We start from the raw sequence: 18039 nt of genomic DNA on the forward strand, positions 1-18039 counted from the left end.
ATGAGCGGGTTCGACACCATCATCGAAGGCGTGCTGCTCGGCGGCGTCTATGCGCTGTTCGCGCTCGGCCTGTCGTTGATCTTCGGCATCATGCGCCTGGTCAATCTGGCGCATGGCGATCTGATCCTGCTTGCCGCCTATCTGGTGCTCAGCGCCACGACCGCGCTCGGTCTGCCGCTGGCAGTCGCATCCTTGCTGGTCGTCATCACGATGTTCGTGCTCGGCTTCGTGCTGCAGCGGCTGGTGCTGGAGCGGGTGCTCGGCGACGACATCCTGCCGCCGCTGCTCGTCACCTTCGGCCTGTCGATCGTGATCCAGAATGGACTGCTGCTCGGCTATGGCGCCGATAGCCGCCGGCTGCAGGCAGGCGCCTTCGAATCCTCGTCGGTGGCGCTCGCCCCCGGCCTGAGCGTCGGGCTGGCGCCGCTGATCGCGCTGGTGACGGCGGTTGCCGCCGTCGCGCTGCTCCAGCTCATCTTCTATCGCACCTCGCTCGGCCGCGCCTTCCGCGCCACTGCGGATAATCCCGCGATCGCGCAGTTGATGGGCGTCAACGAGCGCAATGTCTACGCCATCGCGGTTGGACTGTCGCTCGCGGTGTCGGTGATCGCCGCTGTTGTGCTTGGCATCCGCGCCAGCTTCGATCCGTCGATCGGACCGGCGCGGCTGCTCTACGCATTCGAGGCGGTGATCATCGGCGGGCTCGGAAGCCTATGGGGGACGCTGGCGGGCGGCATCGTGCTCGGGCTGGCGCAGGCGATCGGAGGGCGGATCAATCCGGAATGGCAGATCCTGGCTGGCCATCTCGCCTTCCTTGTCGTGCTGATGGTGCGGCCGCGCGGCCTGTTCCCGGCGAGGCGGGCATGAGCGTCGAAAGCATCCATATCCCGGCAAGCCGCGAGCAGCGCCCGGCGGACGCGCCGGTGTGGCAGGTTCGGGTCGGCACACGGCTGTCGCGCGTCGCGGCCGTGGCCGGCATCGCTCTGATCGTGGCGCTGGCCGCGCTGCCAGCGATCGCCTCGCGCAACCTGATCCAGGATCTGATCTTCGTCTTCACCATGCTGACCTTGGCCCAGCTCTGGAACGTGCTGGCCGGGTGGAGCGGGCTGGTATCGGTTGGGCAGCAGGCGTTTGTCGGGCTCGGCGCCTATGCGTTGTTTGCCGGCATCGTGATGGCCGGGCTCGATCCGGTTGCGGCGATCCCGCTGGCCGGACTGTTCGCGGCGCTGGTCGCGGCGGTGCTTGGGCCACTGTTGTTCCGGCTGGAAGGGCCATATTTCGCGATCGGCAGCTGGGTCGCCGCCGAAGCGCTGCGGCTGATCTGCGCCCAGTTCAAGTCGCTCGGCGGCGGCACCGGGATGTCGATCTCGCCGGGCGAACTGTCGCAGATGGTCGGGCTGAAGGCGGTGCAGGCGCTGCTTGGCCTGCGCCCGGCGGCCGCGCGGGACGTGCTGGTTTACTGGCTGGCGCTGCTGCTCGCCGTGCTGGTCACGCTCGGCATCTACGCCTTCATGCGCTCGCATCACGGCCTTGCGCTGGCCGCAAGCCGTGACAACGCAGCGGCGGCGCGCAGCGTCGGCGTCCGCACCGCGCGGACTCGCCACGTGCTGTGGATCGTGGTTGCGTTCGCCACCGGCATGGTCGGCGCCGTGGTTTATTTGCAGAAGGCGCGTATTTCGCCTGATGCGGCCTTCAGCGTCACCGACTGGACCGCCTATGTCATCTTCATCGTCGTGATCGGCGGGGTGCGCACCATCGAAGGCCCGATGGTCGGCGTGCTCCTGCTGTGGGGACTAGTCACCTATCTCGCCCAATATGGCAGTCTCTATCTGGTCGTGCTCGGCACGCTCGCCATCCTGATCATGCTGTTCATGCCCAACGGCGTGTGGGGCGCAGCAGCTCGACGCTGGCAATTGCAGCTCTTCCCGACCCAGCGCTGGCTCGGCCGCAGCGAGCCCGGTCCAATGCCATTCTAACCAACCTTGTGCCGAGTAGCCTCGTCCATTCAGAAGCGCCACCAGTCCATCTTTGGGAAGGAGGCGCTCGGGCGTCCACGCGCCTTTGCAGTTGGACGTTTCGCTGTAAGCCATTGATCTCCAATGATCGGATTTTGGCTTAGTTGGAAAAATTCTCTTGAGAAATCAATGGGAGCAGCATGTCTCTTAGTCAGCGGGTGCCAGGTTCGAGCCCTGGTGCGCCCGCCAAATAAAATCAATTGCTTGCAGCGATTGAGCATCGGAACGGACTTTTCAGTTGGACGTTTTCGACGTCCAACTGCAAGCGAAGTTTCTCGTCAAGTAAATCGGGCAACTGCTGTGTGCGCGAACCGATGGTCCCACGCTCAAGCTTGCAATCCTGCGACTGTGCGGGCCAGCTTGCGAAGTGAGCCGGGAGACGGGCCAACGATGAGGTCACTCTCAGGAGCGCGTGTTTTGATCCTCAAGTTGCGCCATGAGCGAATCTGCAAAGGCGCGTACCGCGGATCTCTGTCGGCTGGCGCGTGGGAGTGCGCCTCCACTATTTGAACCTGCTCCCCGGCTACTTTTTGCCGGCGACGAATCGCGCGCGAACGGCGGCTCGGCGCAGATGCCACGACAGCCGGCACGTGCGCGCCCGGAAAATCCATGCCAGAAGGTTTGCGAGCGAGGGAGAACCCCGCTCCTCGCTCACGCAATGCCGCTCGTCGTTGGCACTTTGATCCGCAGATGCCGGCTGATTCGCCTGCGGCAAATCGAACGCCCCGCCTCCGTCGGCAAAGATCCCGAAGTGATGCTTCAAGGACCTTTTCGTGTCCTTTCCCAAGATTCTCTCCTCGCGGTTTGACTGCGTTTTGTCCAATCCTCCACCAAGTGGTGCATATGCACGTTCGCGAGCTTGAGCATGTCGTTCGGGGTCAGTTTGTCGTTCGCACAGTATTCCCGGAAGTTGTAGGAGCTCAGGGCGTAGACCATCTCCACAGCGACCGATGTGGGCACCGCGAGATCTTCGACCTTATGAAATTTCAAAATGGCGCGTCGAACGAAACGCAAGAAGACCGATCGGTTGGCGGCGAACCCGTCGCTGCCGGATTTATGGGACCGCAATTCGGCTGCGAGCACTTCCCTCCATAAGGTCTTGTCGGCGCTCGTAATCACGTTGCCGATATCGGCGTGGATCAGCCGCGCCAAAGTTTCGGCCAGCGTAGGCGACGGGTTCTCCACCACCTCTTCGTAAGCCGGAATCAGGGCCGTGCGGTCTCTTTGCAGGAATTCGATCAAGAGACGCTGCTTGTTCGCGAAGTAATTGTAGACGGTCTTCGGAGACACGTCGGCGGCTTTCGCGACGTCCTCCATTCTAGTGCTCTCATAGCCGACCTTCCGAAAGAGCTCGGCTGCGGCATCGAGAAGGTCGGTTTTCCTTCGGTCTTTTTTGCTTTCGTTCATCACACTTCGCCTGGCGATTGGGCGTCCGTCCGCTATCGCGGGTGCCGCGATTTTCATCGTCAAAGACTAGCCGATTGACAATAAGAAAGTTAGCTGTAAATTTACACGCGACTGTAAAAAGAAGGATGAGGCATGTCTATGCAGGCGTTACGGAGGCTATCCGGACTGGCGTCGATCGGCTTGGTCCTCTGTGTAGGAGGCTCTGCCGCCTGGTCGGCCGAGCCAGGCATCGCGCCGGACAAGATCAAGATTGGGATGTTCGGGCCCTTGACCGGACCGGTCAGCCTGTGGGGCTACCCAATCAACAACGGCGCGATCGCCGTTTACAATCATGTCAACGCCACCGGAGGAATATACGGTCGCAAGATCGAGGTGGTCGATGAAGATGATGCTTGTGACCCTGCGAAAGCGGTCGCGGCAGTCAAGAAACTGATCGTAAGAGAAGATGTGTTCGCAATTCACGGGGGGACGTGCAGCGCGACCGTCATGGCGGCGAAGGACGACATTATCGAGGCGAAGATGCCATACGTCGTCATGGCGGCCACCCTCGACAAGATATCGAGCCCCGTCAATAAGTACATCTATACGACGACAATGCCAGGAAGCGGCGACGGATCGGTGATGGCCAGATTCGTGGCCTCTATGCCGCAAGTGAAGACAATCGCCATCGTCAAGCATTCGGACGAATGGGCCGACACGAAGGCTGACGCTTTCAGCGCCGCGCTCGACAAGAAAATCAAGGTTGTCGCTACCGAACAGATCGACCGTAAAGTGACCGACGCGGTCTCACAGGCGGTGCGTATCAAGCAACTCAATCCCGACGTCGTGATCGCATTTACCTATCCGGCCGAAACCGCGGTCTTGCTGCGTGATGCGCGAAAGTATGGCCTCACGGTACCGTTCGTGGCTACGACATCGGTTATGGACCTTGCCGATCTCTCTCAGAGAGCCGGAGGGGTCGATGTCGTGAAGCAGGTTTATGCCGCCTCATTCCTCGCCTCGCCTCCAGGCTCTTCGGCGTCCGCAAAATGGGATGAAATCTACAAGGCCAGCTTTCCGAATGACAAGCTGCAGACCCTGTCCTTCTTCGGGATGTCGGGCGCGCTCCTCGTGGTCGACGCCCTGAGGCGAGCCGGTCCGGATCTCACGCGCGAAAAGTTCATCCAGGCGCTTGAGACGACCAAGGATCTCGATGCGGGCCCGGCCTATTGCAAGATCAGCATCACGCCGGAGAACCATCAGGGGTGCACGCAGGGGACGGTATGGTCGTTCGTCGATGGCAAGGTGGTTCCGGTCGGTGCCACCTGGATCGAGCCAAAGCAATGAGAGAAATCCAGGCGGCAGGCCCCGGTCATGTCTGAGTTGCTCACTCTCATCGCCGCTGGGTTGGAAGTAGGCAGCCTCTATGCGTTGATGGCTTTGGGGCTCGTGCTGATCTATCGGACGCAAAGCATTGTCAACTTCGCCCACGGCGAATTGCTGATGGCCGGTGCTTTCGTTGGCTATGTGGCCTTCCAGCCGATGTCATGGCCGTTCCCGGTAGCTCTCGTGCTCGCTGTTCTCTCCAGCACACTGCTTGGGGTGGCGGTTGAAAGGGTCGTGATCCGGCCGCTTGTGAATCATCCCCACGCCACGCTCGCCATGGCCACCGTCGGCGTGTCGGTGGCTGTCCGCGGGGCGGCGAGGCTGCCATTCGGTAGCGACATTCTGACGTTTCCTCCCATCATTTCCGCCGCGCCAGTTTTCATCGGTTCGTTGGTGATCTCGGCGCAGACCGTTCTGACGATCGTCCTGGCAGTATCGATTTCAGTCGCAGTTTTTCTTCTCATCTGGAAGACGCGGCTTGGACGGGAGATCCGCGCAACTCAGCAAAACTATCTTGGCGCCAAGGTAGTCGGCATCAACACCGGGAAGATCTACAGTTCGAGCTGGGCGGTTGCGTCCGCCATCGGGGGAGCGGCGGGTGTTCTGGCCGCTCCGCTCACGTTGCTTTATCCCGACATGGGCGCCACTTTCCTGCTCAAGGGCTTCGCGGCGGCGGTCCTTGGAGGTTTCGGAAACCCACTTGGCGCGATCGTCGGGGGAATCGCCATCGGGATACTCGAAAAGCTCGTGGGAGCCTATTTCAGCACCTACCTGATCGAGATCTCGCCTTACGTAATCATCATCGTTGTCGTGTTCGTTAGACCGCAGGGCTTGTTCGGCCGCGGCCAGATCGTCAGGGTCTAAGATGCGGCCGGCAATCGTCATTTTCTTGCTTTTGCTGCTGCTGTTCGCGCCGTTCGTCCTCGACGCCTACACCCAATATCTAGTCAACCTAGCGCTCTCTTATTCCCTGGTTTGCCTCGGCCTCAATTTGTTGTTGGGCTATGCGGGCCAGTTTTCCTTTGCCAATGCGGCGTTCATGGGCATTGGCGCTTATACCTACGCGCTTCTGACGTCCCGTCTCGGCGTTCCATCATTGGTTGCGCTTCCCGCAGCCGGCATGGCCGCGACCGCGCTGGGAATGGTGGTCGCCGGTCCCGCTCTGCGGCTTTCCACGGTCTATCTCGCAATGACAAGCCTGGCGTTTGCCGAACTGGTGCAATGGACTTTCATCCATTGGAGCGCAGTGACGCTCGGAACAGACGGTGTGCGCGTGCGCTGGCCCGCCGTAGGATCCTATGTAGCTCAGGGCGATAAGAACACTTTCTACGTTGTTCTCGTAGTTGTCGCGATCAGCTATTGGAGCGCGCTGCGTATTGTGCGGTCCAAGCTGGGACGTGCCTTCCTCGCCATCCGTCAAGGCGAAACCCTTGCGCGCTGCTCCGGGATCGACGTCGAACGAACCAAGACGATCGCCTACGCCATTAGCGCGTTCTACGCCGGTATTGGCGGCGCGCTATTTGCTCTTACGATCCGGTTTATCGTTCCGGATGGTTTCGGGTTAGTTCAGCTCGTCCTGCAATTCTCAATGGTCTTGATCGGAGGTCTGGGCAGCCTGCTTGGCGGCCTGGTTGGCTCTCTCCTTCTCACCGTGATGCCGGAGCTTCTGCGCAACGTGGAGGCTTACCAAGAAATGCTGTATGGCGTGCTGCTTGTCCTGTTCGTCATCTTTATGCCGCGCGGCATCGTTGGATTGCTCGGCCGTCTCGGTCTCGTGCCGCAGGAAATTCTCGTGCGCGGAGCCGTGGCGTACTTTGACGCGCGTCGCCGCAAGCACTCGGGTCTCTAGTTGATGGCACAGCGCCTTTCGATCGAGGGAGTGAGCGTAGACTTCGGCGGTCTCAAAGCCGTTCACGACGCATCGCTCGAAATCGCGCCTGGAGAGATCGTGGGCCTGATCGGCCCGAACGGCGCCGGAAAAACCACGCTGTTCAACGCGATCTCAGGTCTCGTGCCGGTATCGAGCGGGCAGATCCTGATCGATGATGTTTCCCTGTCCGATCGGCCGGCTCATGAGCGGTCAAAGTTCGGCATCGCTCGGACGTTTCAAGCGGTGCAGCTCATTCAGGATTCTTCGGTTATCGAAAACATCATGATCGGGATGCATAGCCGGCTCGATCACGGCCTTTTCGATCTGTTCGGGCAATTCCGGACGTCGCGCTCGCAGGACTACGTCGCCCAGAAGCGCGCCTACGAGGTGCTCGAAAGGCTTTCCCTGGGCGATCTGGCGTTGACGCGTGTGAGCAGTCTCGACTTTGGGCAGCAGCGCAGGGTGGAGATCGCCAGAGCATTGGTCTCGGAGCCTCGCCTTCTCCTTCTCGACGAACCGGCGGCAGGTCTCGGCCCCGACGAAGTCGAGGATCTGGAAGCACTACTCGTGCTTTTGACCCGAAAATCTGGCCTGTCCATGTTGATCGTCGAGCACGTTCTGAGCCTTGTCTTCAAACTGTGCGATCGAATCGTCGTGCTTGACAATGGTTCGGTGATTGCGACGGGGCTTCCCGCGGAAATTGCCGACAACGCCGAGGTTCGCAGGGCCTACCTTGGGGACGTCGCATGCTGAGCCTTTCGCGCGTCGTGATCGGTTACGGCCAGCTTGAGGTCGTCCACGGGGTTGATCTTAAGGTCGGCAAGGGCGAACTCGTTGCCGTCCTCGGACCGAACGGCGCAGGCAAGTCAACGCTGCTGAATGCGATCGCCGGAATAATCCGAATCCGCTCCGGCGCGATTTCACTTGATGATAAATCAATTGGACGGCTGCCGAGCCATCTGACGTGCCGTGCCGGGGTTTCGCTTGTGCCTCAGGGGCGCGAGCTTTTTCTTGAGATGACGGTCCGGGAGAACCTCGAACTTGGCGTGCCTGCTTCCGCTCGCCGCGCTGGGCCCGAGCGTATCGAGGACGTCCTAAGGCTTTTTCCGCGACTTCGCGAGCGGATCGTGCAGCCTGCCGGAGGTCTGTCTGGCGGCGAGCGGGCCATGCTCGCAATTGGCCGCGCCCTTGTTGCTCATCCTTCCGTGCTGCTGTTGGACGAACCGACTGCCGGACTTGCACCAAAGATTGTCGATCACGTGCGGGAGACGTTGATGGCGCTGAAAGCCGGTGGGCAAACGACCATACTGGTCGAGCAGAACGTGAACATGGCGCTGGCCGTGGCTGATTCCGTTTACCTCATGAACAGCGGAAAGATCGCGCGGAAAGAGGATGTGCGCGAGAGCAAGGACCTCTTCGAGTCGTTCATCGGTTAGAGGCCGCGGCTCGCGAAACACAAGTTGGCATTCGAGGAGAAGCGTCATGAAGAAGAATCAAAAATCAATCGTCATTCGCGGAGGCACTCTCCTGCGAGGCGTCAATCTCGAGCCCGTCAGAGGGCAAGCTCTCCTCATCGAGGGCGGCAGGATTACCAAGATCACCGCCGAAAGGAGTCTGGGGCTGCGCGACGACTGGATGGTCATCGATGCGGAGGGGCAAACCGTCCTTCCCGGGCTGATCGACGCCCACCTGCATTGGTTCGGGAGCCGCAGCCCTGATCCTATGATGTGGGTTATGGAGCAAAAAGAGCTCAACTGCGTTCGCGCGGTGGCGGATGCGCGCCGGTTGCTCGACTATGGCTTCACCACGGCTCGTGACATGGGCTCGCGGAACGGCGTGGCAATCAAGCGTGCGGTCGACGAAGGCACTATCCTCGGACCGAAGACCGTTCCTGCCCATATGGGCCTCAGCATGACGTGCGGACACGGCGACGTGCACAATGTGCCGAGCGACTGGTTGTGCGGCTGCTCGGCTATGGCCTTTGTGGTCGATGGCGTCGATGCCGTGCGAAAGGCTGTGCGGCAATCGGTGCGCGATGGCGCCGACGTGGTCAAGATCTGGACCACGGGTGGGACCATGTCCGAGCGCGACAGCCTTGAAGATCAGCATTTCAGCGACGAAGAGATCAAGACGGCGGTCGGGGAGGCGCACGCGCTGCGCCGCAAGATCGCCTCACACGCGGAGGGCCTGTTGGGCGCGCTCGCGTCGATCAGGGCCGGTGTCGATTCCATCGAGCATGGTTTCGACCTCAATGACGAATGCTGCGATTTGATGAAGCAACAGGGGACCTTTCTCGTGCCGACGCTGGCCTTGCTGGATCGCGTCGTCAACACACCCGGGGTTCCCGAATACGCGAAGATCAAGGCCCGCCCGATGTTCCAGGCTCACCTGAATTCGTTCAAGCTCGCAGTCGAGATGGGTGTGAGGATCGGCGCGGGCTGCGACGCCTTTTCCGAACCGATGACCGCGTTCGGTCCATACAACGTCCGCGAGCTCGAACTCATGGAAGAAGCTGGGTTGACGTCGCTGCAGGTTCTCCAGGCGGCGACGTCTTCCAATGCCCAACTTCTCGGTCTTGGCGCTGAGATCGGTTCGCTCGATGAAGGAAAAGCCGCCGACGTCATCATCGTACGCGGTGACCTGAGCAAAAGTCTCGCGGACCTCACCAGCCATTCGAATCTGACTACCATCATCCAAGACGGAATGATCATACCCCGGCTGACGCCCGGTCTGCCTGCCTGAGCAATTGCCAATGACAAGAACGATCTTCATCGGCAACGAATGGCGTCCATCTCGTGATGGCGCCGTGATTGACGTCATTGACCCCGCAAAGGAGGAGCGCATCGATTATCTTTCGGCCGCCACAGCACATGACGTCGATCTTGCGGTCGATTGCGCCCGCCGAGCGTTCGAGGGCGAGTGGAGGAGCGTGAATGGGGCTGAGCGGGCGAATTTACTTCGCTCGATCGCCAAGGGCATCTCCGACCGACGCGAGCAATTGGCGCGACTGGAGGTGATCGACAACGGTAAGCCCTTGGCGGAAGCCCTGTGGGATATCGATGACGCTGCAGGCTGCTTCAGTTTCTACGCGGATCTAGCCCAGGAGTTCGATGCTGCGCAGGACGAGACGATCGCTCTTCCCGACGAAAGGTTTGAAAGCTCGGTCAGGCGCGAGCCCGTCGGTGTGGCAGCCCAGATCATTCCATGGAACTATCCACTGCTGATGGCCGCCTGGAAGGTTGCTCCGGCGATCGCCGCGGGCTGCACCATGGTGCTCAAGCCTTCCGAGCTGACATCATTAACCAGTCTAAAACTAGCCGAGATCGCAGTCGATGCGGGCTTGCCCGCAGGCGTTCTCAACGTTGTCACGGGGCTCGGTTCTGTCGCGGGAGAGCACTTGGCGCGACATCCAGACGTCGACAAGATCGCCTTCACCGGATCGGTTCCGACCGGGACAAAAATCATGATGGGTGCTGCGCAGGAGATCAAGAATGTCAGCCTTGAGCTCGGCGGCAAGTCGCCCTTTATCGTTTTCGACGACGCCGACATCGAGGCTGCCGTCGAATGGATCATGTTCGGAATTTTCTGGAACCAAGGGCAGGTCTGCAGCGCAACGTCGCGCCTGATTGTACAGGAAGGAATCGCGGATCGACTGGTGAAGCGGCTCGTTGAGCGCGCGCGAGGTATCCCGATCGGAAACGGTCTTGATCCTCGCACCAAGCTCGGCCCCCTCGTCAGCCGCGGACAATACGAAAAAGTTCGCCAATTCGTTGCCCAAGGCGTGGCGGCAGGCGCCCGACTCGTCACGGGAGGGGAGAAGCCGGCTAATATGTCGCGCGGCTACTTCATCGAGCCGACGGTCTTCACGGACGTACCTCTGAATTCGTCGATCTGGCGCGACGAGATTTTTGGCCCAGTCCTTGTGGTGCACAGGTTTTCCGACGAGCAGCAAGCGCTCAGGCTTGCCAACGACACCCGTTTCGGCCTTGCCGCCGCCGTGATGTCGGAAGACGAGACGAGATGCAAGCGCATGTCAGAAGCTCTTCGGGCTGGGATCGTATGGATTAACTGCTCGCAGCCTACTTTTACCCAGGCGCCCTGGGGCGGATACAAGCAGAGCGGGATTGGTCGTGAATTGGGGCGTTGGGGCCTCGGCAATTATCTCGAAGTAAAGCAGGTCACCCGGTTCAAGCGCGGCCATGTGTGGGATTGGTACGCCGACAAATCGAACTCATCGTAGACGTCTTCAGTGGGCAGCTTGAGCCACATGCAAATTGTACATGACCAGCGATCGTCGATTTCGTTTGAACCAGTCTTCGACGTTGTGGTCGTGGGCGGCGGCATCGTCGGCTGCGCCATCGCCTATCACCTCGCTCTCCGTCGCGCCCGCGTGATTGTGCTTGAACAGGCCAATATCGCAGCGCAACAGTCGAGCCGAGCTTGGGGCTTTATCCGTCAACAGGGCCGACATTCGGCGGAAATGCCTCTCGCGGCAAAGGCATGCCGGATGTGGGAGACCCTCGAGGACGAGCTCGATGCCGATCTCGAATATGTCCGTTCGGGTATTCTGCTCGCTGCTGAAACGCCCGAAGATGAGCAGCGTCTGAACACCGCGCTGAAGGCCGCACTTTCTGCCGGCATCAGGTCAGATCTGATCGACTCGCGCGAGATATCCAAACTCTTTCCAGGCGAGCGTCAGGAATGGGTCTGCGGCCTCTTTACGCCGGGCGACGGGCATGCGGAGCCGGTGAAGGCGTCTTTGGCATTTGCCGCTGCGGCCAAAAGGCTTGGCGTTGTCTTCAAGGAGAACTCCCGGGTAATACGGCTGCGACGCTCAGCTTCGGGTAACGTATCCGTTGTGACGGCCGATGGCGTGGTGCGCGCAAATCAAGTCGTCGTGGCGGCAGGCGTTGGTAGCGCCGAATTGGTGAGGGGCGTCGGCATATCGATTCCGGTCCAGCCCGTGCGTGCGTCAGTCGCGCAAACAAATCCTTCCAACAAACGGTTATCGGTGCCTGTCTGGTCGCCGCGGGTTGCTTTCAGGCCGAAGCGTGATGGCAGCTTTTATGTGTCGAACGGCTATCGCGGAATCGATGCGGAGCACGACATCGGGCTGCATTCTTTCGGTCATTTCGGCAAATTCATTCCAACCTTCATCGCCAACAGGGGCGTGATCCAGATCAGGTTCGGACGAGAAGCGTTACATACGTTGCGGCATCAACTAAGGAGCCGCCGGCTCTCGATTCCGAATGAGGAGCCTGAGATCAATCAGAAGCTGGTCGGGCGAAACCTGGAAGAATTCTACAGGGTCTTTCCGGAGCTCAGAACTCTCGGCACCCGACGCACATGGGCTGGCCGCATCGATGCGACACCGGATCTAATTCCGATCATGTCGCGTTGCGGGTTCGAGAACTTGATGCTAGTCGCCGGATTCAACGGTCACGGCTTCGCGCTGGCGCCCGCCGTAGGGGAGGTCATTTCGAGTCTGATTCTCGAAGGCATCGCGTCGCTCGATCTCGATGCCTTCCGATTGTCCCGGTTTTCCGAGGGGCCTCTGGATAGACAATCCGGCGCCATGTGAGCTGAGTTGGAGGAATGCCCTTGAGAACAACAGAGCCTGCCACTACGCGGCAGGTTCGACGTCGATGTTTTCGTGGACCTCGAAGTGGCGCTGCTGCAACTCGGCTAAAAAGGAGGGAACGTCATAGTACTCTTCAGGGCCCCAGACGCCAGCTTTGTGGTCTTTCGACAGCAGCAATTGTACGCCGATGGAAAGGCCCATTGACGTGCCGGCATCGGCAAAACCATCGAACGAAGGATGCGGGTGGCCGATCACGGCGAAATTCAGAGTAGTCTTTTTCCCTCCGCTTGTGCCGTGACCGATCGCGAGATGGATCTCGTGGCTCTGCTGCGCAGGAATGCGATGACGATTGGTGGCAATGTTGCGCGCGATCACGGCTTCGAGGAACTCGGCCGGCGTGATCTTGGCGTTTCCGATCTCGATCGGCTGATCAAAGGCCCCGAACCCGGCCTTGATCAATCCTGTCCAGGCCTCGTGCTCGCGGTGCGGCAAATGCAGCTTCCAAGTGAATTCGCGAATGCCCTTCTCCCGAATACCTTCCGCGAAGGGTACGGTGAGTGGTTCAGAGTGTTGGGTATACATGAATTCGGTGCGGCCCCACGGTTCGGGCAGGACAAGTATTTCCTTTCCGGATTGCGGAGCGACTTCCTTCAACGAGCCGTCGAGGAATTGCATCGAGGGATTGGCATATTCGCCGAGAATGGTGGAGATACTGTAAGGCGGCACGAGAATCGGATTTTCTTCTCCGACCAAGGTGGCGGCCCAATAGAGATTGATGCGATCAATCGTATCCAGCCGCTCAGCCACTGCCTTGCAGATCATATTGGAGACGCCCGGATCGGCTCCGAGTCCCAACACCGCGGTGACGCCGGCCGCCTTCCAGGCGTCATGTTGCTTCTGCTGTTGTACGGTGAAGACGCCCATTCCACCGTAGTCGACGTAAGTGCGCCGGGCTCGCAGACACGCTTCGAAGATCGCCATCTGATGACCTGCGAAGGTGGGAACTGCGTTGATGCAGAGGTCATGTTCGGCCAGCAGCGCTTCCAGCTTACCGGAATCATTGACATTGAGCTCGATGCCCCTGAGCCGCGGATCCGCAAGTTCGGCGACGAGCTTGTTGGCGCGATCGGCAGCGAAGTCGGCAACCGTGATCAGCTCGATGGTTCGGGACGAGTAGGGTGCGACGAGGTCCCGCACCGTGCCGCTCGCCATGGCGCCGGCGCCACCCAGAACAAGTATTTTCGCCATCTGTTTCCCTTTCGCTTCGCGGCGGCCTTCAAAGCAGAAATTTTAGCCAGAGTGAAATTTATCAGCCTGAGCTGTCGCAATGCAAAGGATTTTTTTTGGGGGCGGATCAATAGATCGGAGGCGTGATGACCCAGTGGATGTAAGTCATCGTGGTGCCGGAATTGACGTAACGGTGAGGCGTTTCCGAATTGAAGCTGAAAGTGTCGCCAGGATTGAGCAGGTATCTTTGAGGGCCAAGGAAAAGCTCAAGCTGGCCATCGATGATGATCCCGAACTCATGGCCTATATGACTGTCGAATTCGGTTCCTGACATGCCGCCGGGAAGAAGGTAGGCCACAAAAGCCTGAATTGGAGTCCCTTCAGTGGGGGTCATAATTTCCATATGCATGCCGATACTTTCGAGATTCAGCACGCGTCGCATGTCTTTTCGCGTGATGTGGCGGCCCTCACCCGCATCTTCAGCGTCGGTCCTTGCGAAGAGGGAGCTCACCGACACCTCGACGGCATCGGCAATCTGCCTGAGCGATCGCATGGAAGGTGTGGTTAGGCCCCGTTCGATCTGACTGATCAGCCCTACCGACAGTCCGGTGGCATCCGCGACGTCCTGGAGGCTTAAATCTTTGTTCTTCCTGGCCTCTCGTAGAAGATCGGCCAGAGCCGGGTTGCCCTTTTGGCTTCGACTTTTGGCTCCCGCCTGTCGGCTTGCCACCGACCTGCCGGCTTTTCGGTCATCTCGCTTCATTTTCACTCTTGCTAAAAATTTGCTTTTCTGTCGTACTTCATGGGGAGGGCGAGTTCCAGCGGGAATTGTCCCTCTTGGCTGTCCAACCAGTGAAGTGCGGATTTGCAGTGATGATCAAGATGGCGATCGAGGTCGGGGGGACCTTTACCGATCTAATTTGGATTGAAGGCGATCATGTCCGTTCGCACAAGCTGCCTTCAACCCCCCATGACGCGTCGATCGGTGTGATCGATGGTCTTTCACAGTCCCTTGGCGCTGACCTTCCCAAGCTGACGCACCTGTTTCACGGATCCACCGTGGCCACCAACGCCGTGATCGAACGGAAGGGATGCCGCGCGGCGTTTCTGGCCACCCGCGGCTTCCGCGATCTTTTGGTGTTGCAGCGGCAGCTTCGTCCGAACGTCTATGCGATCGCCTGCGAGAAGCCGGCGCCGTTGATACCGCTCAAGCGCTCCGTCGAAGTGACCGAGCGCACGGACGTCTCTGGACAGGCTGTTCTTTCCCTCGACGAGGACGAATTGTGTCGGACGATCGACCAGTTGGTTGAAAAGGAACAGCCCGAAGCGCTCGCGGTCTGCCTGCTGCACTCCTACCGGAATCCCGAGCACGAGCAGACGGTGCGGAGGATTGTGAACAAACGTTATCCCGATCTGCCCGTGGTGCTGTCGTCAGACGTGCTGCCAACATTCCGCGAGTACGAGCGGGCGTCGACAACGGTGATGGCTGCCTATCTGGTGCCGCTGGTCGGTCGATATCTGCGGCGGCTCGAGGATCATCTCGGCGATCGCGCGCCCGGAAGCGGTTTGTTCGTGATGCAATCGTCGGGCGGTGTGCTTCCGAGCTCCGGATCGCATGGCCGGGGCGTAGAGATGCTCAATTCGGGGCCGGCCGCCGGCGTGATCGGGGCGACGCGGATGGCGGGCCTCATCGGTGATCGCAACGTCATTACACTGGACGTAGGCGGAACGAGCGCGGACATCTGTCTCATTGCGAACGGTGTTCCCGGCATTACCGCGGAGACGGAGGTGGACGGACTGCCGGTCGGTCTACCCAGCGTCGATATCGCAAACATAGGCGCGGGCGGGGGCAGCATCGGCTGGATTGACGAAGGTGGAATGCTGCGGGTCGGGCCCCGTTCGGCGGGAGCAAGGCCGGGGCCGGCCTGCTACGGACATGGCGGCAGCGCTCCGGCCCTGACCGACGCGCTGGTGCGTCTTGGATGGATCCGGCCGCACCGTTTTCTAGGCGGCAGGATGACGTTGCATCCGGAAAAATCCGATCAGGCGCTGAAGACGCTTGCTGAACCGCTCGGCCAGAACATCGACGAAATGGCCCAGGCGATGGTCGACATCAGCACTGCGCATATCAGCCAGGGAATTCGCCTCGTTTCGGTTCAGCGCGGCCACGACCCGAGGGATTATTCGCTGTACGGCTACGGAGGCATGGGACCGATGATCAGCGCGCTCTCTGCTTCCGACCTGAAGATACGTCGCGTCGTGACCCCACCTTATCCCGGCTTGTTCTCCGCGCTGGGTCTGCTCGTTGCCGACGTCAAGCGAATCTATCGCGAGACCCGTTTCCTGCCCGTGGATGGCGAAAGCTCTCGGATCATCGCAAGCACATTCCGCCGGATGCAGCGCGAGCCGGAAACGGAGTTCGTCAAATATGGCTATGCGGCAGCAGATATCGTCTACGAACATGCGCTTGAAATGCGTTACGCGGGGCAGGGTTTCGAGCTCTTGGCGACGATCGACCTTGATCGCCTGGATCGCGACGGAGTCACTTACCTTCGCGAAGTGTTCGGTGCCGCTCACCAGGCCCGCTACGGCTCGACATCCCGCGCGGCGCCGATCGAAATCGTGACATTCCGTCTGACTGCGCACGTCCCGACGCCCTCAGCAGTGCTGAGCTCGTTGACCCGGATGAACGAAAAGAAAAGCGAGGCAGAAATCGAGGAAGGACAGATCACCTTCGGAGGCGGAAAGATCCCCTGTCGATTCGCCTGGCGCAGCAGTTTGGCTTCGGGCTCGGTCGTCAAGGGTGCCGCAGTGATCGAGGAGCCGACAGCAACGACGTTCGTACCGCCGGGATGGATGGTCATCGTCGACAAGACCGGCGCGCTCATTCTCACTCCGGAATCCTAGGTCATGCGCACGAATCTCAATCAGGCGACCTTCAACATCATCAGCCACGGACTGCACGGCATCGCGCAGGAAATGGGCGAGAAGCTCGTGCGCTCGGCCTATTCGACCATTATCCGCGAGGCGAGAGACTGTTCGACGTCCTTTCTCGATCGCAATGGCCGCATCATCGCCCAGGCGCAGTTCTGCCCGATCCACATGAACTCCTTCGGCAAGGTGTTCGAGGCGTTTGCTGCGAAGTTCGATCTCTCGACCATCAAGCCCAACGAGGGTTTGATCACGAACGATCCCTACCACGGTGCCCAGCACCTCAACGACATCGTGCTGTTCACGCCTGTCTTCTATCGTGACACGCTGCTTGCCTTCAGCGCATCGCTTGGTCACCATATCGATGTCGGCGGCGGAGCGGCAGGACCAAACGCCAGCGCTACCGACGTGTTCTCGGAAGGGCTGCGTATCCCGCTCTGCCGTTTCGACGTGGATCGCGATCTCGGCGACGGCCTTCTGGAACAGTTCATCAGAATCAACGTCCGTCCGCCTGACGACGTCATGGGCGATATCTACGCCCAGCTGGCCGCCAATCGGACCGGTCAGGCTCGCTTTATAGAGATGCTCGATCGGTTCGGCGAGGAAACGGTTCTGGCTGCGGCGCGGGATCTTCAGGATTATTCCGAGCGGCTCGCCCGCGATGCCGTGCGCGCAATTCCTGACGGGGTCTATCGCGCTGAAGATTTTGTCGACGACAACGGATTCACAGCGGATCCATTACGGGTTGCCGTCAAAATTACCATCGACGGGGACGAAATCGAAATCGATTTCGAGGGCAGCTCGCCGCAGACGAAGGGAATGATCAATTCACCGCACGCGTCGACGGTATCGGCGGCCTATGGAGCAATCGCGATCTTGCTGGGCGGAGGTCGCATTCCGGTGAATGATGGTCTCTATCGGCCGATCCGTTCCGTGAAAGTACCTTATGGATCGTTCCTCAATCCCAGTCAGCCTCGGGCAGTAAGGGCCCGCAACAACGCATGCCATCGGGTCTACAATTCGATCATGCTCGCAATGTCTGAAGTGGTCCCGAGCCAGGTCCTGACGTCTGGCCACGATACGACGAACGCGATCGGCATGGGTCATATGGGCTCCGACCGATACCGGGTCTACATGGAGGTCGTCGGTGGAGGGTGGGGCGCCTCGGCCGGCTCGGACGGCGCGGATGTCGTCGATGGCTACGTGGGAAACTGCTCGAACGTCCCCGTCGAGTCGCTCGAAGCCGACTACCCCTTCATGCGGGTGGAGGAATACGCGCTGCGCCGCGGGTCGGCCGGTGCGGGAAAACATCGCGGCGGCCTGGGTGCGCGACGTGTGTATCGCATCATGGATGATGGCGTCACGTTCAATTCCTACTCCGATCGCTTCAAGATACGTCCATGGGGATTGTTCGGCGGCAAGCCCGGCGCGAATTCCCGGTTCGTGGTCGAACGCGATGGCGAACAAATCAACCTTCCATCGAAAGGCAATACGGAGCTCCGACGCGGCGATCGTCTCGTGATCGAAACCGCCGGCGGGGGCGGATACGGCGATCCGCGAGATCGCGATCCCAAGCTTGTTCGGGACGATCTCAAACATGCTCTGATCACGACGGACGATCGTAGCATCGTCCAATGAGTTGA

At 60.0% G+C, this 18039-nt stretch carries 16 protein-coding genes; 12 read left to right on the forward strand and 4 right to left on the reverse strand.

The window, feature by feature from the left end:
* Together E4K65_RS04500 and E4K65_RS04505 are read left to right on the forward strand one after the other, a co-directional pair.
* The gene (locus E4K65_RS04500; RefSeq protein ID WP_135173072.1) at positions 1-867 is read left to right on the forward strand and encodes a branched-chain amino acid ABC transporter permease; all 867 of its coding nucleotides are present in this window, start codon (positions 1-3) and stop codon (positions 865-867) included.
* Positions 864-1976, forward strand: a complete 1113-nt coding sequence (locus tag E4K65_RS04505; RefSeq protein WP_135173073.1) for a branched-chain amino acid ABC transporter permease — start codon at positions 864-866, stop codon at positions 1974-1976. The genes E4K65_RS04500 and E4K65_RS04505 overlap by 4 nt, the downstream gene beginning before the upstream one ends.
* A gap of 562 nt (positions 1977-2538) precedes the next feature.
* On the opposite strand, the gene E4K65_RS04510 is transcribed toward E4K65_RS04505, so the two are convergent.
* Positions 2539-2778, reverse strand: a complete 240-nt coding sequence (locus tag E4K65_RS04510) for a hypothetical protein (RefSeq protein WP_135173074.1) — start codon at positions 2776-2778, stop codon at positions 2539-2541.
* A complete protein-coding gene (locus E4K65_RS04515) occupies positions 2775-3422 on the reverse strand; it encodes a TetR/AcrR family transcriptional regulator (protein WP_167770513.1) in 648 nt (215 codons plus the stop codon). Before E4K65_RS04515 ends, E4K65_RS04510 begins: the two co-directional genes overlap by 4 nt.
* A 132-nt stretch (positions 3423-3554) precedes the next feature.
* Between E4K65_RS04515 and E4K65_RS04520 the strand changes: the two genes are divergently transcribed.
* Genes E4K65_RS04520 through E4K65_RS04555 form a run of 8 tightly spaced genes read left to right on the forward strand, consistent with a single transcriptional unit; the run spans position 3555 to position 12238 of the window.
* Positions 3555-4748, forward strand: coding sequence for an ABC transporter substrate-binding protein (locus E4K65_RS04520; protein ID WP_135173076.1), 1194 nt, complete (start codon positions 3555-3557; stop codon positions 4746-4748).
* 27 nt (positions 4749-4775) lie between these two features.
* The gene (locus tag E4K65_RS04525; RefSeq protein ID WP_135173077.1) at positions 4776-5651 is read left to right on the forward strand and encodes a branched-chain amino acid ABC transporter permease; all 876 of its coding nucleotides are present in this window, start codon (positions 4776-4778) and stop codon (positions 5649-5651) included.
* Between the two features lies 1 nt (position 5652).
* On the forward strand, positions 5653-6636 hold the full coding sequence (locus E4K65_RS04530; RefSeq protein WP_135173078.1) for a branched-chain amino acid ABC transporter permease: 984 nt from the start codon (positions 5653-5655) through the stop codon (positions 6634-6636).
* A gap of 3 nt (positions 6637-6639) precedes the next feature.
* Entirely contained in the window at positions 6640-7410 is a 771-nt protein-coding gene (locus E4K65_RS04535) for an ABC transporter ATP-binding protein (RefSeq protein ID WP_135173079.1), read from the forward strand.
* Positions 7404-8093: an ABC transporter ATP-binding protein gene (locus E4K65_RS04540; RefSeq protein WP_135173080.1), complete on the forward strand. Its 690-nt coding sequence runs from the start codon at positions 7404-7406 to the stop codon at positions 8091-8093. The genes E4K65_RS04535 and E4K65_RS04540 overlap by 7 nt, the downstream gene beginning before the upstream one ends.
* Positions 8094-8139: 46 nt before the next feature.
* On the forward strand, positions 8140-9399 hold the full coding sequence (locus tag E4K65_RS04545; protein WP_167770514.1) for a metal-dependent hydrolase family protein: 1260 nt from the start codon (positions 8140-8142) through the stop codon (positions 9397-9399).
* A gap of 10 nt (positions 9400-9409) precedes the next feature.
* The gene (locus E4K65_RS04550; protein ID WP_135173082.1) at positions 9410-10897 is read left to right on the forward strand and encodes an aldehyde dehydrogenase family protein; all 1488 of its coding nucleotides are present in this window, start codon (positions 9410-9412) and stop codon (positions 10895-10897) included.
* Between the two features lie 27 nt (positions 10898-10924).
* Positions 10925-12238, forward strand: coding sequence for an NAD(P)/FAD-dependent oxidoreductase (locus E4K65_RS04555; protein WP_235885487.1), 1314 nt, complete (start codon positions 10925-10927; stop codon positions 12236-12238).
* A gap of 42 nt (positions 12239-12280) precedes the next feature.
* Here E4K65_RS04555 and E4K65_RS04560 read toward each other — a convergent pair whose 3' ends face one another.
* Both E4K65_RS04560 and E4K65_RS04565 read right to left on the reverse strand, forming a co-directional pair.
* Positions 12281-13486: a saccharopine dehydrogenase family protein gene (locus E4K65_RS04560; RefSeq protein WP_135173084.1), complete on the reverse strand. Its 1206-nt coding sequence runs from the start codon at positions 13484-13486 to the stop codon at positions 12281-12283.
* Between the two features lie 106 nt (positions 13487-13592).
* Entirely contained in the window at positions 13593-14228 is a 636-nt protein-coding gene (locus tag E4K65_RS04565; RefSeq protein WP_135173085.1) for a helix-turn-helix domain-containing protein, read from the reverse strand.
* A 110-nt stretch (positions 14229-14338) separates the two neighbouring features.
* Here E4K65_RS04565 and E4K65_RS04570 point away from each other — a divergent pair, with 110 nt between their 5' ends.
* Positions 14339-16372, forward strand: a complete 2034-nt coding sequence (locus tag E4K65_RS04570; protein ID WP_135173086.1) for a hydantoinase/oxoprolinase family protein — start codon at positions 14339-14341, stop codon at positions 16370-16372.
* Between the two features lie 3 nt (positions 16373-16375).
* Positions 16376-18034: a hydantoinase B/oxoprolinase family protein gene (locus E4K65_RS04575; RefSeq protein WP_135173087.1), complete on the forward strand. Its 1659-nt coding sequence runs from the start codon at positions 16376-16378 to the stop codon at positions 18032-18034.
* The last annotated feature ends 5 nt before the right edge of the window (positions 18035-18039 follow it).

Source organism: Bradyrhizobium niftali, from assembly GCF_004571025.1.
GTDB lineage: Bacteria > Pseudomonadota > Alphaproteobacteria > Rhizobiales > Xanthobacteraceae > Bradyrhizobium > Bradyrhizobium niftali.

Coding starts and splice junctions, on each gene's coding strand:
- E4K65_RS04565 (WP_135173085.1), bottom strand. CDS start 14,228: ATGAAGCGAGATGACCGAAAAGCCGGCAGGTCGGTGGCAAGCCGACAG.
- E4K65_RS04525 (WP_135173077.1), top strand. CDS start 4,776: ATGTCTGAGTTGCTCACTCTCATCGCCGCTGGGTTGGAAGTAGGCAGC.
- E4K65_RS04540 (WP_135173080.1), top strand. CDS start 7,404: ATGCTGAGCCTTTCGCGCGTCGTGATCGGTTACGGCCAGCTTGAGGTC.
- E4K65_RS04575 (WP_135173087.1), top strand. CDS start 16,376: ATGCGCACGAATCTCAATCAGGCGACCTTCAACATCATCAGCCACGGA.
- E4K65_RS04545 (WP_167770514.1), top strand. CDS start 8,140: ATGAAGAAGAATCAAAAATCAATCGTCATTCGCGGAGGCACTCTCCTG.
- E4K65_RS04500 (WP_135173072.1), top strand. CDS start 1: ATGAGCGGGTTCGACACCATCATCGAAGGCGTGCTGCTCGGCGGCGTC.
- E4K65_RS04520 (WP_135173076.1), top strand. CDS start 3,555: ATGTCTATGCAGGCGTTACGGAGGCTATCCGGACTGGCGTCGATCGGC.
- E4K65_RS04535 (WP_135173079.1), top strand. CDS start 6,640: ATGGCACAGCGCCTTTCGATCGAGGGAGTGAGCGTAGACTTCGGCGGT.
- E4K65_RS04570 (WP_135173086.1), top strand. CDS start 14,339: ATGATCAAGATGGCGATCGAGGTCGGGGGGACCTTTACCGATCTAATT.
- E4K65_RS04530 (WP_135173078.1), top strand. CDS start 5,653: ATGCGGCCGGCAATCGTCATTTTCTTGCTTTTGCTGCTGCTGTTCGCG.
- E4K65_RS04550 (WP_135173082.1), top strand. CDS start 9,410: ATGACAAGAACGATCTTCATCGGCAACGAATGGCGTCCATCTCGTGAT.
- E4K65_RS04555 (WP_235885487.1), top strand. CDS start 10,925: ATGCAAATTGTACATGACCAGCGATCGTCGATTTCGTTTGAACCAGTC.
- E4K65_RS04515 (WP_167770513.1), bottom strand. CDS start 3,422: ATGAACGAAAGCAAAAAAGACCGAAGGAAAACCGACCTTCTCGATGCC.
- E4K65_RS04505 (WP_135173073.1), top strand. CDS start 864: ATGAGCGTCGAAAGCATCCATATCCCGGCAAGCCGCGAGCAGCGCCCG.
- E4K65_RS04560 (WP_135173084.1), bottom strand. CDS start 13,486: ATGGCGAAAATACTTGTTCTGGGTGGCGCCGGCGCCATGGCGAGCGGC.